The organism is Erwinia typographi (genome assembly GCF_000773975.1).
In the GTDB taxonomy this organism is placed as follows: Bacteria; Pseudomonadota; Gammaproteobacteria; order Enterobacterales; family Enterobacteriaceae; genus Erwinia; species Erwinia typographi.
Genome location: NZ_JRUQ01000032.1, coordinates 36730 through 54071, shown reverse-complemented (window position 1 = coordinate 54071; position 17342 = coordinate 36730). Strand labels below are relative to the sequence as shown.

Below are 17342 nucleotides of genomic sequence, written 5' to 3'. Positions count from 1 at the left end.
ATTATCCTCCGTAGCCTGGGTAGGCCAGACGACGTCCGGCCCAGCCAATCAGCCAAACCAGCAGGCTGACCAGCACCACGTAAATCAGCAGCACCAGCAGCATCACTTCCAGCGTGCGGAAGGTGTCGTTATAAATCTGTCCGGCGGCATACATCAGCTCCGGCACGGTAATGACCGAAGCCTGCGAGGTGGTCTTAAACAGGTTGGTCAGCACGTTGGTCAGCGGCGGCAGGCTGATGCGTGATGCGATGGGTGCCTGCACGTACAGGAATAATCCCCAGCGTGAATAGCCCAGCGAACGCGCGGCCTCCAGCGTGGCCTTCGGCACGGCGTCAAAGCCGGAGCGAAAGGCTTCAATACTGAGCGCGCCGCCAAACAGGCTGAGCGACACGGTCGCCGAGGCGAAGGCGCTGACTAACGGCACCTGTAGCCCGGTGACCGGGTCGGTGGTGGTAAAGCCGATCTGCGTCAGGGTGAAGTAAAAAAACAGCATCTGTAGCAGCGGCGGCGTATTGCGAAACAGCTCTACAAACAGTTCGATTAACGCATCGAGCCAGGCTATTTTGAAGGTCAGCCCAAGCGCGCCGGCAAGGCCGACCGCAATGGCAATCACCGAAGAGAGCGCCGCCAGTTCCAGCGTCTGCACCACTCCCTGAAGCAGCCACTGCTGATAAACCGGGTCCAGCAGCCAGGAGTAATCAAGTCCGAACATGGTTACGATCCTGGCTTATTTGGCTGCGCGGGCGGCTTCGGCACGCTTAGCGATATAGTCAGAAGGCGGCATGTGGTAAGTGGTTTCCAGTTCGACCAGCTTGTTCTCGCCTTCCGTTTTCACTATCGCGGCGTTAACGGCTTGTTTGAACGCGTCGTCATTTTTACGCAGACCCCCGGCCATCGGCAGGAATTCGTACGGCTTGATGGCAATCTTGTAGTCGCTCCAGCCCGGCTCGCTCAGCTTGTTTTGCAGCGTCATATCGTCATAGACCATCGCCACGCAGCGATTATCCTGCAGGGCGCGATAGGCTTCCGGCAGGGCGGTGAAGTTCACCAGTTGGATGCCGTATTTCTGCGTCAGCGTTTTGTTGTAGTAAGAGCCCTGAACGCCACAGATCTTCTGGCCCTTCAGTTGTTCCCACTGGCTGAACTTAATCTCTTTGCGCGCCAGCACGGAAGGGCCAGCCGCCGAAACGTATTCAACGGTGAAATCAATCTCTTTAGCCCGATCGGGCGTAACGCCGAGGGTTGCCATAATCAGGTCAATCTGGCCGGATTGCAGGAACTGAATACGGTTGGAGGCGTTGACCGGCACCAGTTTGATCTTGTCCGGCGAACCCAGCAAATTAGCGGCGATGGCGCGGGCTAAATCGACTTCAAAACCCACCGTTTTACCGTCGGCATTGATAAAGCCGTAGGGCGGATAATCATTTTTGATGCCGACAGTCAGCACACCACGGCTTTTAATATCGGACAAAGTATCTGCATGGGTAATGACGGGGGCCATCAGCAGCAGGGAAAGAGCCAGCAGCGCGCGATTTTTATTCATGTTTACATCCTTACGATGTCGTGATGATTGCAGGTGATTTTGTCGTTATTTTCCGGCCTTTTTGGCTCAGATTGATTCTGTTGTGAGATCGCCAGGTCCTTTGTGCTTCCTTCTTTTTTCACCCCTGGTAAGGTTAAAAAGACATCTCACTTGCTAATCGAATATGAAATCTGTTAGAAATTTAGTCAATAAAAAACCACATACTGAAATCTTATAATTAAAAGTTCCACAATATGGAATTTTATGGAGGAGCGATGAACGACGCTCAGGGCAAAAACGGCGTCCAGCTGCTGGACCGGGCGGTGATGCTGCTGGATCTGGTGGCGGACGCGGGTAGCGATGGCCTGGCGCTGAAAGCGCTGTGCGAGCTGTCCGGACTGAACAAGGTCACCTGCCATCGTATTCTGAATTCGCTGGTAGACCATCAGCTGCTGCATAAGGCACAGGGCGATAAATGCTATCGACTCGGTACTAAATTGCTGATTTATGGCGCGAAAGCGGCCAAAGGCCCTGGCCTGCGTCGTCACTTTCAACCGGCGCTTGAGCGGCTGCGACAGCTAACCGGTGAAACGGTAATGCTGATGGCGCGCGATCGTGATGATTCGGTCTGTATCGATCGCTATGACAGCGAGTTCCAGATGCAAACGCTCACCGGATCGATTGGCGGCTCAGTACCGCTCGGTCTTGGCCCCGGTAGCCTGGCGATCCTGTCGTTTATCGACGCTGAGCAGCAGCAGGCGATCCTCGAGCGCAATTTCCACCGTTTGCAAAAATGGCCGAGTTTGACCCGCGATAAGCTCCAGCTGCTGGTGGAGCAAACCGCCGGACGAGGCTATGCGCTCGATCCCGGCGAACTGCTGCCGGGTATCGGCGGCGTTTCAGTGCCGATCCGCGTGGCGGGTGCAGGCGTGGTGGGATCGCTGGGATTAACCGTGCTTTCACCGCGACTGACGCCGGAAAACGTACAGCGCTACGTGGCGCTGATGCAGGAAGAAGTGGCTAACGTCGAGCCGATGCTCAGCCCGCTGGATACCCGTCTGAGGGCATCAATGGGCTGATTCTCTGATTTTTTCAGGGAACGCGATGTGAATACTTGCAGCTGACGCATGGCGCTGGCTCAGGGCGTGCGCCGGACGGGACCGTAGAAGATCAATACTAAATGAGGCGAGATTATGGGTCCTGGCGTTGATTTGGTGCCATCATCGGAGATCTTCCCATCGCAGGCGGAAGTGGTGGTGATCGGCGGGGGAATCATCGGCGTAGCCACGGCGTTGTCGCTGGCGCGGCGGGGGATAAAAACGGTGCTGCTGGAAAAAGGCACCGTAGCCGCCGAGCAGTCCAGCCGTAACTGGGGCTGGTGTCGCCGCACGGGCCGCGATCTGCGTGAGCTGCCGCTGATCAACGAAAGCATGAAGATGTGGGAAGGGATGAACCGGCTGCTGGGGCGGGAAACCGGCTTCCGGCAGGAGGGGATTATCTACGCTTCCCGCAGTGAAGCGCAGCGTGAACGCCATCTGCGCTGGATCGAAGAGGCCCGGCAGCACGCTATTGCCAGCGAAATGCTGTCGCCAGCTCAGCTCAGCCAGCGTATTCCAGGGTTGGCTGGCTCATTGTCGGGCGGGCTGTGGACGCCGCTGGACGGACGAGCCGAGCCGCAAAAAGCCGCCCCGGCGATGGCTATCTACGCGATGGCGCTGGGGGTGAACCTCCAGCAGTACTGCGCGGTGCGCAGCATTGAGCGTTCGGCCGGACGCGTAAGCCACGTCGTTACTGAACACGGCGCGATTAGCTGTCAGTCGGTGGTGGTGGCCGGAGGAGCCTGGTCCAGGTTACTTATGCAGGGAGTCGGGGTCGACATTCCGCAACTAAAAGTTCTCTCAACCGTGCTGCGTACCCGTCCGGTGGCGTGTGAGGTGAAGCCCTGCGTGAGCTTTGGCAACGTGTCGCTGCGTAAGCGGCTGGACGGCGGGCTGACCATCGCCAGCTCGGCGACAAATACCGCAGATATCACGCCGGATTCGCTACGCTTCCTGCCGTCCTTTTTCCCGGCTTTCTGGCATGAGCGTAAGTCTCTTCAGCTGCGGCTGGGCCAGCGCTTTATCGACGAAGCGCTGCGCTGGCGGCCAGGCCAGCCGGATAAAGTCTCACTCTACGAGCAGGTTCGGGTGCTGGACCCGCGCATTGACCCGGCGGTGGTGAGCAAAATGCTGTGCAATTTAAAGCGGTGGCTTCCTTCGTCGGACAACGTGCAGGTGGCACAAAGCTGGGGAGGTCTGATCGACACCATGCCGGATGCGATCCCGATTATCTCTGCCACGCCAGGCGTGCCGGGGCTGTTTCTGGCAACGGGCTTCTCCGGCCACGGCTTTGGCATTGCCCCAGCCGCCGGTCAGCTGATGGCCGATCTGGTCAGCGGCGCCACGCCGATCGTCGATCCGGCTCCTTTCCGCCTGGCAAGATTCAGCCAGGGTGAAAAGGTTCAGGCTCAGCACTGGCTGTGAGTCTTCGGCGTCCTGATGCATAACCAGCGGAAAGATAACTGTTTTTAGCCGGAAGATTTATATAAATGATAAAAATCAATAGGTTATGCTATCGTCTCCTGAACGTTAAATTCAGCCGTCCGTCTTGAACCGCAAAATAAAAAATGCCATTATGGCGCCCATTCTGACGAAAACGTCATCACTTCACTTTGAGGTCGCCGCCATGCAAGGTTCACTGCTGACTACCAGCAACTGTACCCGACATCTGCCGATGCCGTCCGCGTGCCGACCCGCCTGTCACATTCTGTCGAAAAATTCCCTTACCGTGCGGTGAGGTTTTCATACGCTTACTGTTGGCCATGAGTAAAAGCAGACGCGATCTGATTTTACTGATGTCTATCGGTCGAAGCCTGAACACATTTTGCTGAACACCAACCGACACCGTTCGCCGGGAGAGGGCTGATGCCGTTTCCCATTGCTGTGCCTCTGGCACCCACTCATCCTTGACGCTTAAGGATTTGTGCTATGACACCACTGAAAATTGCCGCCAGCACCACCGTGGCTATCCATCTCCAGACCGGGCGTGAAGTCGTCACGCTGGAGAAAACTGACTTTACTGACGTAGCGGCGGTGGTTGTCTCCGTGGCTGACTCCCGCAGCGGTATGCTGGCGCTGCTGCACCACACCGGCTTCAATCTGCCGGTCTTTATCTCGCTGGATTATCCTGAGCAGGAACAGGAGCTGGAGCTGTCCGCTGGCATTGGCCTGCTGACCGGCGCGGCGGATGATGCCATCAAGCTGGAAGCCGCCGCGTCGGAATACCAGAATGAACTGCTGCCGCCGTTTTTCAACACGCTGACCAAATATGTGGCGATGGATAACAGCACGTTTGCCTGCCCTGGCCATCAGGGCGGCGCGTTCTTTAAAAAGCATCCGGCTGGGCGTCAGTTCTATGATTTCTTTGGTGAAAACGTTTTTCGCGCCGATATGTGCAACGCCGATGTGAAGCTGGGCGATCTGCTAATTCATGAAGGATCGGCCAAACATGCGCAGAAATTTGCGGCCAAAGTGTTCAATGCGGATAAAACCTATTTTGTGCTGAACGGCACCTCAAGCGCCAACAAAGTGGTGACCAATGCGCTGTTGACGCGCGGTGACCTTGTGCTGTTCGATCGTAACAATCATAAGTCTAATCACCACGGCGCGCTGATTCAGGCGGGCGCCACCCCGGTTTACCTGGAAACGGCCCGCAATCCCTTCGGCTTTATCGGCGGGATTGACGCACGCTGCTTTGATGAAGCGTATCTGCGTCATCAGATCGCGCAGGTTGCTCCCACTCGGGCAAATGAGGCGCGGCCTTTCCGCCTGGCGGTGATCCAGCTTGGCACCTACGACGGCACGGTGTACAACGCGCGCAAGGTCATCGACAGCATCGGCCATCTGTGCGACTACATCCTGTTTGATTCGGCATGGGTAGGATATGAGCAGTTCATCCCGGTAATGGAAGCCTGCTCGCCGCTGCTGCTGGATCTGCATGAAAACGATCCCGGCATCTTTGTCACCCAGTCGGTCCACAAGCAGCAGGCTGGCTTCTCGCAGACGTCGCAGATCCATAAAAAGGACAATCACATTCGCGGCCAGCAGCGCTTTTGCAGCCATAAACGGCTGAACAACGCTTTTATGCTGCATGCTTCAACCAGCCCGTTTTATCCGCTGTTTGCCGCGCTGGACGTCAACGCCAAAATGCATCAGGGCGAGGCGGGGCGTCGCCTGTGGCACGAGTGCGTCACGCTGGGGATCGATGCCCGCAAGGCAATTATCGCCCGCTGCGAACTGATCAAACCTTTTATCCCCGATGAGGTGGAGGGGAAACCCTGGCATGAGGCGAAAACGGAAGCGATCGCAGCCGATCCGCGCTATTTCAGCTTCGCGCCCCGCGCGGACTGGCATGGCTTTGAAGGGTACGAAAAAGATCAGTATCTGATCGACCCCTGCAAGCTGCTGCTGACCACGCCGGGGATTGATGCCGCTAACGGCCAGTATGCTTCCTTCGGGATTCCGGCGACGATTCTGGCTAACTATCTGCGGGAAAATGGCGTCGTGCCCGAGAAGTGCGATCTCAACTCGATCCTGTTCCTGCTCACGCCGGCAGAAAGCGTGGAGAAAATGGCGTATCTGGTGGCGAAACTGGCGCAGTTTGAACAGCATATCAAAGAGGATGCGCTGCTGTCGGACGTGCTGCCGACCATTTATCGTAAAAATGCGAAGCGCTACGCAGGCTATACGCTGCGCCGCCTCTGCCAGGAGATGCACCAGCTGTACGTCAGCTACGGCGTGAAGGATCTGCAAAAGGCGATGTTCCGTCAGGATAGCCTGCCGAAAGTGGTGATGAACCCGCAGGATGCCAATATCGAATTTATCCGCGGCAATGTTGAGCTGGTTCCCATTGCGAAGGCGGAAGGGCGTATTGCTGCGGAAGGGGCGCTGCCTTACCCGCCCGGCGTGCTGTGCGTGGTGCCTGGCGAAGCCTGGGGAGGGGCGGTTCAGCACTACTTCCTGGCGCTGGAAGAGGGCCTTAACCTGCTGCCGGGCTTTTCGCCGGAGCTTCAGGGCGTCTATGCCGAAGCGGATGAGAACGGCGTGAAGCGCCTGTATGGCTATATGATTAATGAATAGCGTTGTAAGGGCCGCCGTGCGGCCCTTACAACAGGCAATTTCATCCGGCCTTCAGCTCTTTTTCATCTTCGCGCGCCTGGCGCACAATGGCTTTGGCAATCCACTTACCGATCTCCTCCAATTGTTGATTAGAGCAGCCCCAGATATCCTTCATCACCAGGAAAATCTCCGAGCCATAGACCAGCGACAGCGACTGGATCACGCGCTCGACCTTTTGCGGCGACATCTCCTTGTTGAGCGGTTCCACCACATGCTGTAGCAGCACCTTGCGGTTTCCTCTTACCAGCTTCTCTTTATCCTGGCGATCGCTGGAGCGCGACTGCGCCCACTGAGTCAGCGAGAGATGCAGGGCGGCTCGCAGCGTTCCTTCATGCTCCAGCATCTTTGGAAAGGCAAAACCCAACAGCTCATCGATCCGATCGCCCACGTCTGTTTTTGAAGAGCGCCAGCTTTTGATCGGGCTGAGGGTTTCCGTCACGATGGCGGAGACCAGCGCGCTCTGAGTGGGAAAGTAGCGGTAAGCCGTTGCGCGGGAAAGTTGAGCTTCCTGAGCCACTTCGGTGATTGAGGGGAATGCGCCGCTGTCGAACATATTCATGGCGGTATCGATCAGCAGACGGCGTGTTCTAGCTCTTGTAGCGGTTAAAGTCATAACCCCAGCGGAATCCCTTTGCTCCACAATAACCTCATTTGTTCAGTTGAATCTGCTTGTTATTCAAGCGATTAAAGAATAAAAATCAGGAGAACCCTTGTCCTTCCTGCCAGCCGGTTCGCATCCTTAAGCATAGTCAACCTCCCTGTGAGACGCATATTTCATTCAATTGATTTATCAATAATGATGGTGGTAGTGTAATCTTGCGGTCTTGACCGGAGACGCGGCTTACTGGTTATTTACTTTTTTAATTCTGATTTATCAAGTCTTTATTTCGTATAATAACAGGGTGTTGTTACGACTATGAGTATAAATTCAGGTTATATCTACGCTGTGGCTACAGCAGATACTAAAGGCCGGGAACTGTTTTATGTCAGTCAATGCGTGGCCAAAACGGGCGCGGCGGTACTGACAGTTGACCTGTCTACTCAACCAGTTAGCGTACCTTCGGGGGTCGATTTTCCACCGGAGCTGATTGCTGACTTTCATCCTCAGGGGAGAGAGGCGGTATTCTGCGGCGATCGCGGCAGGGCCATTGATGCGATGGCGTTGGCATTTAAGATTTTCCTCAGTCAACGCGCCGACCTGCTGGGCGTGATCGGCCTGGGCGGCTCCGGCGGCACCGCGCTGATTACGCCAGCTATGCAGGCGCTTCCCGTTGGCATTCCAAAAGTTATGGTCTCCACTATGGCCTCGGGAGATGTCTCCGGCTACGTGGGAGCCAGCGATATCAGCCTGCTTTACTCGGTCACGGACGTGGCGGGGCTGAACCGTATTTCCCGCCGGGTGCTGGGAAATGCCGCGCATCAGATTGCCGGCGCGGTGCTTTGGGAGACAGAAAGCGATCCGCATGAGAGGCCCGCCATCGGGCTGACCATGTTTGGCGTCACCACGCCCTGCATTCAGCAGGTCAGCGCTGAGCTGGAAGCAGACTATGATTGCCTGGTCTTTCACGCGACCGGCAGCGGCGGCATGGCGATGGAGAAGCTGACGCAGAGCCGTATGCTGTCCGGATTGCTCGACCTGACTACCACCGAAGTGTGCGATCTGTTGTTTGACGGCGTGCTGGCCTGTGACGAGACGCGGTTCGATGCGCTGGCGGCTACCGGCGTTCCGTGCGTCATCTCCTGCGGGGCGCTGGACATGGTGAACTTTGGTCATGCTGACACCGTGCCGGAAAAATACGCCGGGCGTCTGTTCTATCATCACAACGCCCAGGTTACGCTGATGCGCACCACGGTGGAGGAGAACGTAGCGCTGGCGAAGTGGATTGCCGCGAAGCTCAACCAGTGTCCGGGGAAAGTGGTCTTCTTAATTCCTGAAGGCGGTTTCTCGGCGCTGGATGCGCCAGGCCAGCCGTTCTGGTCGCCCGAGGCGGACAGCGCGTTTATCACCACGCTGGAAGCTCACCTGGTGCAGACGGAGCAGCGGAAAATACGCCGTCTGCCTTATAACATTAACGATCCTCAATTTGCGCAGGCTGCCATCGGGCAGTTCCGCCAGCTGGCAGAGCAGGAGTTCTGAGAATGGCTTTCACCCGTCAGGCGATACTGACCAAATTTAACGCAATGATAGCCCGACGCGAGCCGATTATCGGCGGGGGCGCCGGAACCGGCCTTTCAGCCAAATGCGAAGAGGCGGGCGGCATCGATCTTATCGTGATTTATAACTCGGGCCGCTACCGCATGGCCGGGCGCGGCTCGCTGGCCGGGCTGCTGGCCTATGGCAACGCCAATGAGATCGTGGTGGATATGGCAAAGGAAGTGCTGCCGGTAGTGAAGCATACGCCGGTGTTAGCCGGGGTGAACGGCACCGATCCGTTCTGCCAGTTCGATCAGTTTCTGGATGCGCTGAAGGTTTTAGGTTTCTCCGGCGTGCAGAATTTCCCTACCGTTGGTCTGATTGACGGTAATTTCCGCGCCAACCTTGAAGAGACGGGGATGGGCTTCGCTCTGGAGGTGGAGATGATTCGCCTGGCGCACCAGAAGGAGATGCTGACCACGCCCTACGTGTTTAGCGAAGCTGACGCCATAGCGATGACGGAAGCGGGAGCCGATATCATCGTGCCGCATATGGGGCTGACCACCGGTGGCAACATTGGGGCTGAAACGGCGCTTAAGCTGGCCGATTGCGTGCCGCTGATTAATCAGTGGGCGGCGGCGGCCAAATCCGTGCGTAAAGAGGTGATTGTGCTGTGTCACGGCGGTCCGATTTCCAGCCCGCAGGATGCCCAGTACATTATGGACCACTGTCCGCAGTGCGACGGTTTTTATGGTGCCAGCTCGATGGAGCGCCTGCCAACTGAAATGGCCCTGACCGATACCACCAGACAGTTTAAAAATATCAGCCGTTAATTTTCGGTCGTTCAGGAAATGTGCTGATAAAAAACGGCGGGCATCATCACCCGCCGTTTCTGACTGCGGCTGGCCTCAATAGAGGTGATAACTCTTCTGCGCGCTGTTTACTTTGTAGAGATAGCGGCGAGATTCCGCCGACGGGTGGTTAGTGGTCAGCGTCTGATATACCTCGGAAGGCGAGAGGTTGTTAATGGTGTTGAACGCCCTGGTCTTATCGCTGGAGAAGACTTTGAGCACGCTGCCAGCCCCGCCATTATACGCGGTAATCACCGCATAGCGGCGTGAGGTCGGGTTGTTAATCCCCGCCAGATAGCTGCTTTGCAGCAGCGACAGATAGGCCGTCCCGGCGTCAATATTGTTCTCCGGATCAAGCAGATAGCTGCGGCTTGGTTTGCCCCATTTCCCCTTCATACGGAAAACGTCCACCCCGGCGGTATGCTGCACCACCTGCATCAGCCCCAGCGCATCGGCATTGCTCACCGCATATGGGTTGAAGCTGGATTCAATCTGCATAATGGCCAGGATCAGCGACTGATCGACGCCGTACTTCGCCGAAGCCTCGCGGACCATCGGCAGGTATTTGTGGGCGCGCTTGTCCAGATGGTTCGGCACCATTGGAATGGTGACCGACCAGATCACATGCAGCCCGACGTTGCGGCGCTGAAGCTTGTTCTGGATGAGGTAGTCTGCAAAGCTGCCCGCCCGACCTTCCCAGCGGATCGGCTGGCCGGTGTTATCCAGCACCTGCCCATACAGCAGCGGCTCCTTACCAATCTGAATATCATTGGCGTCGGAATAGAGGTCGACATTCCCCGGATCTTCGCCAATCAGCAGCGTGGTAATAATAGCCTGACGCAGGCTGGCCATCGGATCGGTTCCGGCAATGGTCTCGATGGTGATGGAACCTGATTCAAAGTTGATGTGGCTTCGCGTGTAGTATTGATCGCTGTACTTAACGTAGTCTTTGGGGCCGGCGATCAGCACTTCGTTAATGCCCCAGATATTTTCGATATTATGAGCAAACTGCCCCATCAGAATATCAAATCCGTTGGTGTCCTTAACCCACTCTTCATGGAAGACCGGTTTTTTGTTGCCTGAGCAGGAAATCAACAGCGGCGCTATGACCAGCAAACCTATCAGTTTCTTATTCATCTTGTCGTGCTTCGCCCACATTGAGAGGGCCTCATCTGTGAGGCCCAACGATTATTCTTCTGGCGGGGTGTAACCATCGATATGGACGTCATGCCCTTCGAACAGAAACTTAATCATTTCCTGTTCAAGCTGCTTACGATCTTCCGGGTTCATCATGCTGAGTTTCTTCTCGTTAATCAGCATGGTTTGCTTGCTCATCCACTGCGACCAGGCTTCTTTGGAAATCTCGTTATAGATGCGTTTGCCCACGTCGCCCGGATACAGCTGAAAATCCTGCCCCTCTGCATCTCGCTGCAGGAACGTACAAAAAATCATTCGGCTCATTACTCTTCCTCTTCTGTCGCGCGGATGTTCAGCGCTTTTTGTTGTGGCTGACGCAGCTGTTGTAACAGGCGTTCCACCGGGGCGGCCAGCCCAACGGACTGTGGCTGCGCTAAGTTATACCAGAGACCAGCGCCTTCATCCATTACCACGCCTGCGGCAGGCAGTTCCAGCCACATTGGCACAATATCCAGGTGGAAATGGCTGAAGGTATGGCGAAACGCGGTGTCCTGCTGTAGCTTCGCTCCCTCGATGCGCCTGTCACTCAGCCACTGCCGCAGCTCCGGCTGGGTGGCAAACTGCGGGAAGCAAAACAGCCCTCCCCACAGGCCAACGGGCGGGCGCTGCTCCAGCCACACTTCCTGCCCCTGCTGCATCATCAGCAGCCAGCCGGTGCGCACCGGCAGCGTTTGCTTCGGCTTCTTGCCGGGGTAGTTCGCCCAGCTGCCGCTGGCGTAAGCCGTGCAGCCGAGATTCAGCGGGCAGATCTCACATTTAGGCTTTGAGCGGGTGCAGACCATCGCGCCTAAATCCATCATCGCCTGATTGAACTGGCTGACGCCTGCGGCCGGCGTGACTTCTTCGGCAATCTGCCAGAGGCGCTTTTCCACCTCTTTTTTGCCCGGCCAGCCGGAAACGGCATAGCAGCGGGCCAGCACGCGCTTAACGTTGCCGTCGAGGATCGGGAAATGCTGCCCGAGAGATAAAGAGAGGATCGCGCCTGCGGTTGAGCGGCCTACGCCGGGCAGATCCGCTACCTCGGCAAACGTCTGCGGAAACTTCCCGCCGTGCTGCTCCGCAACCCTTTTCGCCGCCTTGTGCAGATTGCGCGCGCGCGCGTAATAGCCGAGGCCGGTCCACAGATGCAGCACTTCATCCAGCGGCGCGGCGGCCAGATCGGTGATCTCGGGGAAGCGCGCCATAAAGCGCTCAAAATAGGGGATCACCGTCGCCACCTGGGTTTGTTGCAGCATCACTTCCGAAAGCCAGACTTTATAAGGCGTTTTTTCCAGCTGCCAGGGCAGCGTTTTACGGCCAAAACGCTGATACCAGTCCAGTACCTGTCGTGAGAACTGCGCAGCTTGCATCATGTCGGAAAATATCCTGGAGAATTAAAAATCAGGCTGGGATTCCAGCACAGACCAACTATGCTGTAAACCGGAAGTTAGCGGGGCTTGCTTAAGCGCTGTAACTTTGCATAATGCCCCCTTTCCAGAGATTGCAGACCAGCAGGCAGAAATATGAAGAATGATGTCATTTCCCCGGAGTTTGATGAAAACGGTCGCCCGATGCGCCGTATTCGCAGCTTCGTCCGTCGTCAGGGGCGCCTGACCAAAGGCCAGCAGCACGCGCTGGATAATTACTGGCCAGTGATGGGCGTGGAATATCAGCCTGAACCTGTCGATCTGGTCAGCCTGTTTGGTCGTGATGCGCCGGTGGTGCTGGAGATCGGTTTCGGCATGGGCGCCTCGCTGGTCACCATGGCCGGGAACAACCCGGAGCAGAATTTCCTCGGTATTGAAGTTCACTCTCCGGGTGTGGGCGCCTGTCTGAGCAGCGCGCACGAGGCCAACGTGGCGAATCTGCGCGTGATGTGCCACGATGCCGTCGACGTACTGGACAAGATGATCCCGGACAATTCGCTGCGCATGGTGCAGCTGTTCTTCCCGGACCCGTGGCATAAGGCGCGTCACAACAAGCGCCGCATCGTGCAGGTGCCGTTTGCCGAGCTGGTGATGCGCAAGCTGAAGCTCGGCGGCGTATTCCACATGGCGACCGACTGGGAAGCCTATGCTGAGCACATGCTGGAAGTGATGAGCAGCATCGCCGGGTATAAAAACCAGTCTGAAACCCAGAATTACGTGCCGCGCCCTGAGTCGCGTCCGTTAACCAAATTTGAGCAGCGTGGTCAGCGTCTGGGCCACGGTGTTTGGGATCTTATGTTCGAGAGGATTAAATAATGGCTACCCAACGCAGTCGTCGCTTGCGTAAAAAAATGCATATCGATGAGTTTCAGGAATTAGGTTTCTCTATTGGCTTCACCTTCCCCGAAGGCAGTAGCGAAGAGACTATCGACAAAACGGTTGATGCCCTGATTGCAGAAGCGATCGATCCGAACGGTCTGGCTTTCGACGGCAGCGGCTACCTGCAATGGGAGGGGTTGATCTGCCTGCAGGAGACCGGCAAATGCACCGAAGAGCACCGTGAGCTGGTGCGCAAGTGGCTGGAAGATCGTAAGCTGAACAACATTCAGGTCACCGAACTTTTTGACGTCTGGTGGGACTAAGACAGTATCCCGCCGCGCATCCTGAAGGATGTGGGGATAAACGGATGTTTATAAGGGCCACGCATGCGTGGCCTTTTCACTCTAAGGAGAATGCAAAATGCGTAAAGCGATGATGGTGGCAGCGTTACTGCTGGCTGCGGGCCAGGCTCAGGCTGACTATCAATGTAGCGTGAAACCCCAGGATGACATCGTGATCTCTCCTCAGACCGTGCAGGTGGTGGGTGCCAGCGGCAATCTGCTGATCACGCCGACCGGGGACGTGCAGCGCAACGGTCAGGCTGCCACCGTCGATACGGCAACTCGTCAGAAAGCGATTGATTACCAGACCGCGCTGCGCCGTGATTTGCCCTGGATCGATCAGGGCGCGCGCCAGCGTCTGGAAAAAGGCCGCGTCGCGTTGGATAAGGTTATCGTGGAGAAGCTCGGTCAGAACAGCAACGTGCGTAACCGTCTGACCACGCTGGACACCCAGCTTAAGCAGCAGATGAACCGCATTATTGAACACCGCAGCGACGGGCTGACTTTCCACCATCAGGCTATCGACCAGGTGCGTCAGGACGGCGAGCAGCTGGTGCAGAGTGCGATGGGCGGCGTGGTGCAGGACAGTCTGAACGAGATGGGCAGCAAGCAGGCCGGGCAGGGCGATAACCCGCTCCAGGCGATTATGGGCAACCTCGGCGGATTACAGCAGTCGCTACAGGCCGAATGGAAAGGCCAGGAGAAGGATTTCCAGAATTTCGGTAAGGAAGTCTGCGGCCGGGTAACTTCGCTGGAAGATCAGCGCAAAGCGATGATTGCCGGGCTGAAATAGCGCATTAAAAAAGGCCGGATTCCTCCGGCCTTATCTCACTCTTCCTCTGCCAGAAACAGCTCCAGCAGCGAATTCAGGAACAGCTTGCCTTTCTCCGTCACCTGCCAGCTCTCTGCCGTTTCAATCAGGTAACCTGCATTCAGCGCGCGATCGATTTGCGGGCGGATATGGCTGTCCGCTAATCCGGTATAGAGAGCAAACTCTTCACGCGGCGCGGGTTCGAGCAGGCGGAAGCGGTTCATAAAGAATTCGAACGGCTTCTCGCTGTCGCTCACCTGATGCTGGCGATCGAGATACTTCCCCTGCATAAAACCGCGCGGGTGGCGGGTTTTGGTGGTACGGACGATGGTGCCGTCGGGCTGAGTTAGCTTGCCGTGAGCACCGCAGCCAATGCCGAGGTAGTCGCCAAAGCGCCAGTAGTTGAGGTTGTGCTCACAGCGGTAGCCAGGCCTGGCGTAGGCGGAGGTCTCATACTGCACATAGCCCGCCGCCGTCAGCAGCTGGTCGCCCTGCTCGAAAATATCCCACAGCGCGTCGTCGTCCGGCAGCACCGGCGGTCGGGAAGCAAACAGGGTATTTGGCTCGATGGTAAGCTGATACCACGAGAGATGCGGAGGATTCAGCGCAATGGCCTGACGCAGATCGTCCAGCGCCTCTTCCAGCGACTGATCGGGCAGGCCGTGCATCAAATCCAGGTTAAAGCTGCGCAGGTTCAGTCCGGCGGCCAGCCTGGCCGCGCGCCTGGCCTCTTCCGGGCCGTGAATGCGCCCCAGGCGCGTTAATTTCTGTTCGCTGAAGCTTTGCACGCCAATCGAGATGCGGTTGATACCGGCGCGCTGGTAGCCGCTGAAGCGATCCGCTTCGACGGTGCCGGGATTGGCCTCCATGGTGATCTCTGCCGTGGCGGAGAGCGGCAGGCGGGCGCGCACCCCGTCCAGCAGCATCTGCATCGCTTCGCTGCTTAACAAACTTGGCGTGCCGCCGCCGATGAAAAGGGTGCTGACTTCGCGCCCTGAGGTCAGCGGCAGGTCAGCATCCAGATCCGCCAGCAGGTGCCGCACGTACTCTTCGTGGGGGACATCGCCTTTCAGCGCATGTGAATTGAAGTCGCAGTAGGGGCACTTCTGCACGCACCAGGGAATATGGATATACAGACTCAGCGGCGGGAGCTTACGCATTGCTCATCGCTTTCAGCAGCAGCGTCATGGCTTTTCCCCGATGGGAAACCGCATGTTTTTCCGCTTTGCTCAGCTCGGCCGCCGTTTTGCCCAGCGCCGGGACAAAGAAAATCGGATCGTAGCCAAAGCCGCCTTCGCCCGCCGCGGTGCGGGTAATTTCACCCTGCCAGCTGCCGTGGAACACCAGCGGCGTGGGATCGTCCGCATGACGCATATAGACCAGCACGCAGTGGAACCGGGCCTGACGCTGCCCGTCCGGCACCTCTTCCAGCGCGGCCAGCAGCTTCAACAGGTTCTGCCGATCGCTGGCATCTTCGCCAGCGTAGCGCGCCGAATAGATCCCCGGTGCGCCGCCGAGCGCATCCACCGCCAGACCCGAGTCATCGGCAATTGCGGGCAGACCGGTTGCCGCTGAGGCATGGCGGGCCTTCAGGATGGCATTCTCAATAAATGTCAGGCCAGTCTCTTCGACTGACTCTACGCCCAGTTCGGTTTGCGCCACGATATCGAGGCCAAAGGCGGCCAGCAGATCGGCCATTTCACGAACTTTGCCGGGATTACCGGTGGCGAGCACAACTTTTTGCATATCAGGTCCAGAATTTTCAGGTTACAGCAGATACCAGAGGCCAGGGAACAGGTCCATGCCCAGGTAGTTCAGCATATAGAGGATCAGGATCACCACCATCGCCGAGAAATCGATGCCGCCCATCGCGGGCAGGATACGACGAATCGGGCTCATCAGCGGTTCGGTCAGCTGAACCAGCAGGTAGTCTACCGGGCCGCGTCCCTGGCTGATCCAGCTCATCAGCGAGCGAATGATGATGACCCAGAACACCAGAGAGCCGGCAGATTTCAACAGCGACAGCAGGCCGACCAGCAAATTCATCGGATCGAGCGAGAAAGCGCCAACCTGAATCATTAACAGGATGGGGTATTTCAGCGTGGTCAGCACAAAGGCCAGCAGCAGCGAGGCGGTATCAATGGGGCCAATAGCGGGCAGGACGCGGCGTAAAGGTTTCACCACTGGCTGGGTAATTTTAACGACAAACTGGGACAAAGGGTTATAAAAATCGGCGCGCGACCACTGCATCCAGATGCGTAACAGCAGCACCATCACGTACAGGTCGATCAGGGTCTTGACCAGAAAAGTCAGCGTCAGCATGGGGTTCCTCAATTATTGTTGTGAGCGGCGCCGTAATCACGAGCGCCAAAAATAGCGGTGCCAATGCGCACCAGGGTACTGCCTGCCGCTATCGCGGCCTCCATATCGTCGCTCATTCCCAGAGAAAGCGTGTCGACAGTGGGATAGTCGGTTTTCAGCGCGTCAAACGCGGCGGCCAGCCGCTGGCAAACGGCGAGCTGACGCGCGTAATCGGCCTCCGGCGCGGGGATGGACATCAGACCGCGCAGCGTCAAGCGCGGCAGAAGCACAATCTCTTTTGCCAGTTCATTCAGCTCCTCCAGCATGATGCCAGATTTGCTGGTTTCGTCACTGATGTTTACCTGGATCAGAACGTTCAGCGGCGGCAGCGCAGCCGGACGCTGTTCATTCAGCCGGGCGGCAATCTTCAGCCGGTCAACGGTGTGGCACCAGCTAAAATTCCCGGCGACCAGCCGGCTCTTGTTGGATTGCAGCGGGCCAATAAAGTGCCATTCGAGGGCGGAATTCCCCAACGCCTGGATCTTATCAACGCCTTCCTGCACGTAGTTTTCACCGAAGCAGCGCTGACCAGCCGCAGCCGCTTCTGCGACCGCGCCCGCAGGTTTTGTTTTGCTGACGGCAAGCAGAGTGATTTCTGCCGGATCGCGGCCGCAGCGTGCGGCTGCCGCTGAGATTCGCTCGCGGACTTGCTGTAAGTTGTGCTGAATCGAGGTCATAGTTCAG

At 57.2% G+C, this 17342-nt stretch carries 18 protein-coding genes; 8 read left to right on the top strand and 10 right to left on the bottom strand.

Annotated features, from left to right (window positions below; genetic code table 11):
• Position 1 precedes the first annotated feature (1 nt).
• Both NG99_RS11130 and NG99_RS11125 read right to left on the bottom strand, forming a co-directional pair.
• On the bottom strand, positions 2 to 712 hold the full coding sequence (locus tag NG99_RS11130) for an amino acid ABC transporter permease (protein WP_034892293.1): 711 nt from the start codon (positions 710 to 712) through the stop codon (positions 2 to 4).
• A 15-nt stretch (positions 713 to 727) separates the two neighbouring features.
• Entirely contained in the window at positions 728 to 1543 is an 816-nt protein-coding gene (locus NG99_RS11125; protein WP_034892290.1) for a transporter substrate-binding domain-containing protein, read from the bottom strand.
• A gap of 254 nt (positions 1544 to 1797) precedes the next feature.
• On the opposite strand from NG99_RS11125, the gene NG99_RS11120 reads away from it, so the two are divergent.
• The 3 genes from NG99_RS11120 to NG99_RS11110 all read left to right on the top strand — a co-directional run bounded on the left by NG99_RS11120 (position 1798) and on the right by NG99_RS11110 (position 6699).
• On the top strand, positions 1798 to 2601 hold the full coding sequence (locus NG99_RS11120; RefSeq protein WP_034892287.1) for an IclR family transcriptional regulator: 804 nt from the start codon (positions 1798 to 1800) through the stop codon (positions 2599 to 2601).
• Positions 2602 to 2715: 114 nt separating this feature from the next.
• Positions 2716 to 4044, top strand: a complete 1329-nt coding sequence (locus NG99_RS11115) for an NAD(P)/FAD-dependent oxidoreductase (RefSeq protein ID WP_034892284.1) — start codon at positions 2716 to 2718, stop codon at positions 4042 to 4044.
• A gap of 504 nt (positions 4045 to 4548) precedes the next feature.
• Positions 4549 to 6699: an ornithine decarboxylase gene (locus NG99_RS11110; RefSeq protein ID WP_034892281.1), complete on the top strand. Its 2151-nt coding sequence runs from the start codon at positions 4549 to 4551 to the stop codon at positions 6697 to 6699.
• A 40-nt stretch (positions 6700 to 6739) separates the two neighbouring features.
• Here NG99_RS11110 and NG99_RS11105 read toward each other — a convergent pair whose 3' ends face one another.
• Positions 6740 to 7351 carry a TetR/AcrR family transcriptional regulator gene (locus NG99_RS11105; RefSeq protein WP_052130660.1) on the bottom strand — a complete coding sequence of 204 codons (612 nt, stop codon included), beginning with the start codon at positions 7349 to 7351 and terminating at the stop codon, positions 6740 to 6742.
• A 303-nt stretch (positions 7352 to 7654) separates the two neighbouring features.
• On the opposite strand from NG99_RS11105, the gene NG99_RS11100 reads away from it, so the two are divergent.
• Both NG99_RS11100 and NG99_RS11095 read left to right on the top strand, forming a co-directional pair.
• Positions 7655 to 8875 carry a Tm-1-like ATP-binding domain-containing protein gene (locus tag NG99_RS11100; protein WP_034892276.1) on the top strand — a complete coding sequence of 407 codons (1221 nt, stop codon included), beginning with the start codon at positions 7655 to 7657 and terminating at the stop codon, positions 8873 to 8875.
• 2 nt (positions 8876 to 8877) lie between these two features.
• Complete coding sequence (locus NG99_RS11095; RefSeq protein WP_034892274.1) at positions 8878 to 9705, top strand: phosphoenolpyruvate hydrolase family protein; 828 nt, start codon at positions 8878 to 8880, stop codon at positions 9703 to 9705.
• Between the two features lie 75 nt (positions 9706 to 9780).
• Here the strand turns inward: NG99_RS11095 and mltC are convergent, their stop codons facing one another.
• From mltC to mutY, 3 genes are read right to left on the bottom strand one after another with little or no spacing between them, the layout of a single operon-like run.
• Positions 9781 to 10860: a membrane-bound lytic murein transglycosylase MltC gene (gene mltC / locus NG99_RS11090; protein WP_034892381.1), complete on the bottom strand. Its 1080-nt coding sequence runs from the start codon at positions 10858 to 10860 to the stop codon at positions 9781 to 9783.
• A gap of 51 nt (positions 10861 to 10911) precedes the next feature.
• On the bottom strand, positions 10912 to 11184 hold the full coding sequence (locus NG99_RS11085; RefSeq protein ID WP_034892271.1) for an oxidative damage protection protein: 273 nt from the start codon (positions 11182 to 11184) through the stop codon (positions 10912 to 10914).
• Positions 11184 to 12272 (bottom strand): A/G-specific adenine glycosylase, encoded by a 1089-nt coding sequence (gene mutY / locus NG99_RS11080; protein ID WP_034892268.1) that lies wholly within the window; start codon positions 12270 to 12272, stop codon positions 11184 to 11186. The genes NG99_RS11085 and mutY overlap by 1 nt, the downstream gene beginning before the upstream one ends.
• A gap of 150 nt (positions 12273 to 12422) precedes the next feature.
• On the opposite strand from mutY, the gene trmB reads away from it, so the two are divergent.
• The 3 genes from trmB (at position 12423) to NG99_RS11065 (ending at position 14279) form a co-directional block, all read left to right on the top strand.
• Entirely contained in the window at positions 12423 to 13142 is a 720-nt protein-coding gene (gene trmB / locus NG99_RS11075; RefSeq protein ID WP_034892265.1) for a tRNA (guanosine(46)-N7)-methyltransferase TrmB, read from the top strand.
• Positions 13142 to 13468 carry a YggL family protein gene (locus tag NG99_RS11070; RefSeq protein ID WP_034892263.1) on the top strand — a complete coding sequence of 109 codons (327 nt, stop codon included), beginning with the start codon at positions 13142 to 13144 and terminating at the stop codon, positions 13466 to 13468. Before trmB ends, NG99_RS11070 begins: the two co-directional genes overlap by 1 nt.
• 97 nt (positions 13469 to 13565) lie before the next feature.
• Entirely contained in the window at positions 13566 to 14279 is a 714-nt protein-coding gene (locus NG99_RS11065; RefSeq protein WP_034892260.1) for a YggN family protein, read from the top strand.
• A gap of 35 nt (positions 14280 to 14314) precedes the next feature.
• Here the strand turns inward: NG99_RS11065 and hemW are convergent, their stop codons facing one another.
• From hemW to NG99_RS11045, 4 genes are read right to left on the bottom strand one after another with little or no spacing between them, the layout of a single operon-like run.
• Positions 14315 to 15457, bottom strand: a complete 1143-nt coding sequence (gene hemW / locus NG99_RS11060; protein ID WP_034892257.1) for a radical SAM family heme chaperone HemW — start codon at positions 15455 to 15457, stop codon at positions 14315 to 14317.
• Positions 15450 to 16043, bottom strand: a complete 594-nt coding sequence (locus NG99_RS11055; RefSeq protein WP_034892254.1) for an XTP/dITP diphosphatase — start codon at positions 16041 to 16043, stop codon at positions 15450 to 15452. Before NG99_RS11055 ends, hemW begins: the two co-directional genes overlap by 8 nt.
• Before the next feature lie 21 nt (positions 16044 to 16064).
• Positions 16065 to 16619: a YggT family protein gene (locus NG99_RS11050; protein ID WP_034892251.1), complete on the bottom strand. Its 555-nt coding sequence runs from the start codon at positions 16617 to 16619 to the stop codon at positions 16065 to 16067.
• Between the two features lie 8 nt (positions 16620 to 16627).
• Positions 16628 to 17335, bottom strand: coding sequence for a YggS family pyridoxal phosphate-dependent enzyme (locus NG99_RS11045; protein ID WP_034892248.1), 708 nt, complete (start codon positions 17333 to 17335; stop codon positions 16628 to 16630).
• Between the last annotated feature and the right edge of the window lie 7 nt (positions 17336 to 17342).

Excerpts from the sequence above, each read along its gene's own strand:
- NG99_RS11050 (WP_034892251.1), bottom strand. The coding sequence starts at position 16,619 with ATGCTGACGCTGACTTTTCTGGTCAAGACCCTGATCGACCTGTACGTG.
- NG99_RS11120 (WP_034892287.1), top strand. The coding sequence starts at position 1,798 with ATGAACGACGCTCAGGGCAAAAACGGCGTCCAGCTGCTGGACCGGGCG.
- NG99_RS11045 (WP_034892248.1), bottom strand. The coding sequence starts at position 17,335 with ATGACCTCGATTCAGCACAACTTACAGCAAGTCCGCGAGCGAATCTCA.
- NG99_RS11130 (WP_034892293.1), bottom strand. The coding sequence starts at position 712 with ATGTTCGGACTTGATTACTCCTGGCTGCTGGACCCGGTTTATCAGCAG.
- NG99_RS11055 (WP_034892254.1), bottom strand. The coding sequence starts at position 16,043 with ATGCAAAAAGTTGTGCTCGCCACCGGTAATCCCGGCAAAGTTCGTGAA.
- hemW (WP_034892257.1), bottom strand. The coding sequence starts at position 15,457 with ATGCGTAAGCTCCCGCCGCTGAGTCTGTATATCCATATTCCCTGGTGC.
- NG99_RS11085 (WP_034892271.1), bottom strand. The coding sequence starts at position 11,184 with ATGAGCCGAATGATTTTTTGTACGTTCCTGCAGCGAGATGCAGAGGGG.
- NG99_RS11070 (WP_034892263.1), top strand. The coding sequence starts at position 13,142 with ATGGCTACCCAACGCAGTCGTCGCTTGCGTAAAAAAATGCATATCGAT.
- trmB (WP_034892265.1), top strand. The coding sequence starts at position 12,423 with ATGAAGAATGATGTCATTTCCCCGGAGTTTGATGAAAACGGTCGCCCG.
- NG99_RS11115 (WP_034892284.1), top strand. The coding sequence starts at position 2,716 with ATGGGTCCTGGCGTTGATTTGGTGCCATCATCGGAGATCTTCCCATCG.
- mltC (WP_034892381.1), bottom strand. The coding sequence starts at position 10,860 with ATGAATAAGAAACTGATAGGTTTGCTGGTCATAGCGCCGCTGTTGATT.
- NG99_RS11105 (WP_052130660.1), bottom strand. The coding sequence starts at position 7,351 with ATGACTTTAACCGCTACAAGAGCTAGAACACGCCGTCTGCTGATCGAT.
- NG99_RS11065 (WP_034892260.1), top strand. The coding sequence starts at position 13,566 with ATGCGTAAAGCGATGATGGTGGCAGCGTTACTGCTGGCTGCGGGCCAG.
- NG99_RS11125 (WP_034892290.1), bottom strand. The coding sequence starts at position 1,543 with ATGAATAAAAATCGCGCGCTGCTGGCTCTTTCCCTGCTGCTGATGGCC.
- NG99_RS11095 (WP_034892274.1), top strand. The coding sequence starts at position 8,878 with ATGGCTTTCACCCGTCAGGCGATACTGACCAAATTTAACGCAATGATA.
- NG99_RS11110 (WP_034892281.1), top strand. The coding sequence starts at position 4,549 with ATGACACCACTGAAAATTGCCGCCAGCACCACCGTGGCTATCCATCTC.
- NG99_RS11100 (WP_034892276.1), top strand. The coding sequence starts at position 7,655 with ATGAGTATAAATTCAGGTTATATCTACGCTGTGGCTACAGCAGATACT.
- mutY (WP_034892268.1), bottom strand. The coding sequence starts at position 12,272 with ATGATGCAAGCTGCGCAGTTCTCACGACAGGTACTGGACTGGTATCAG.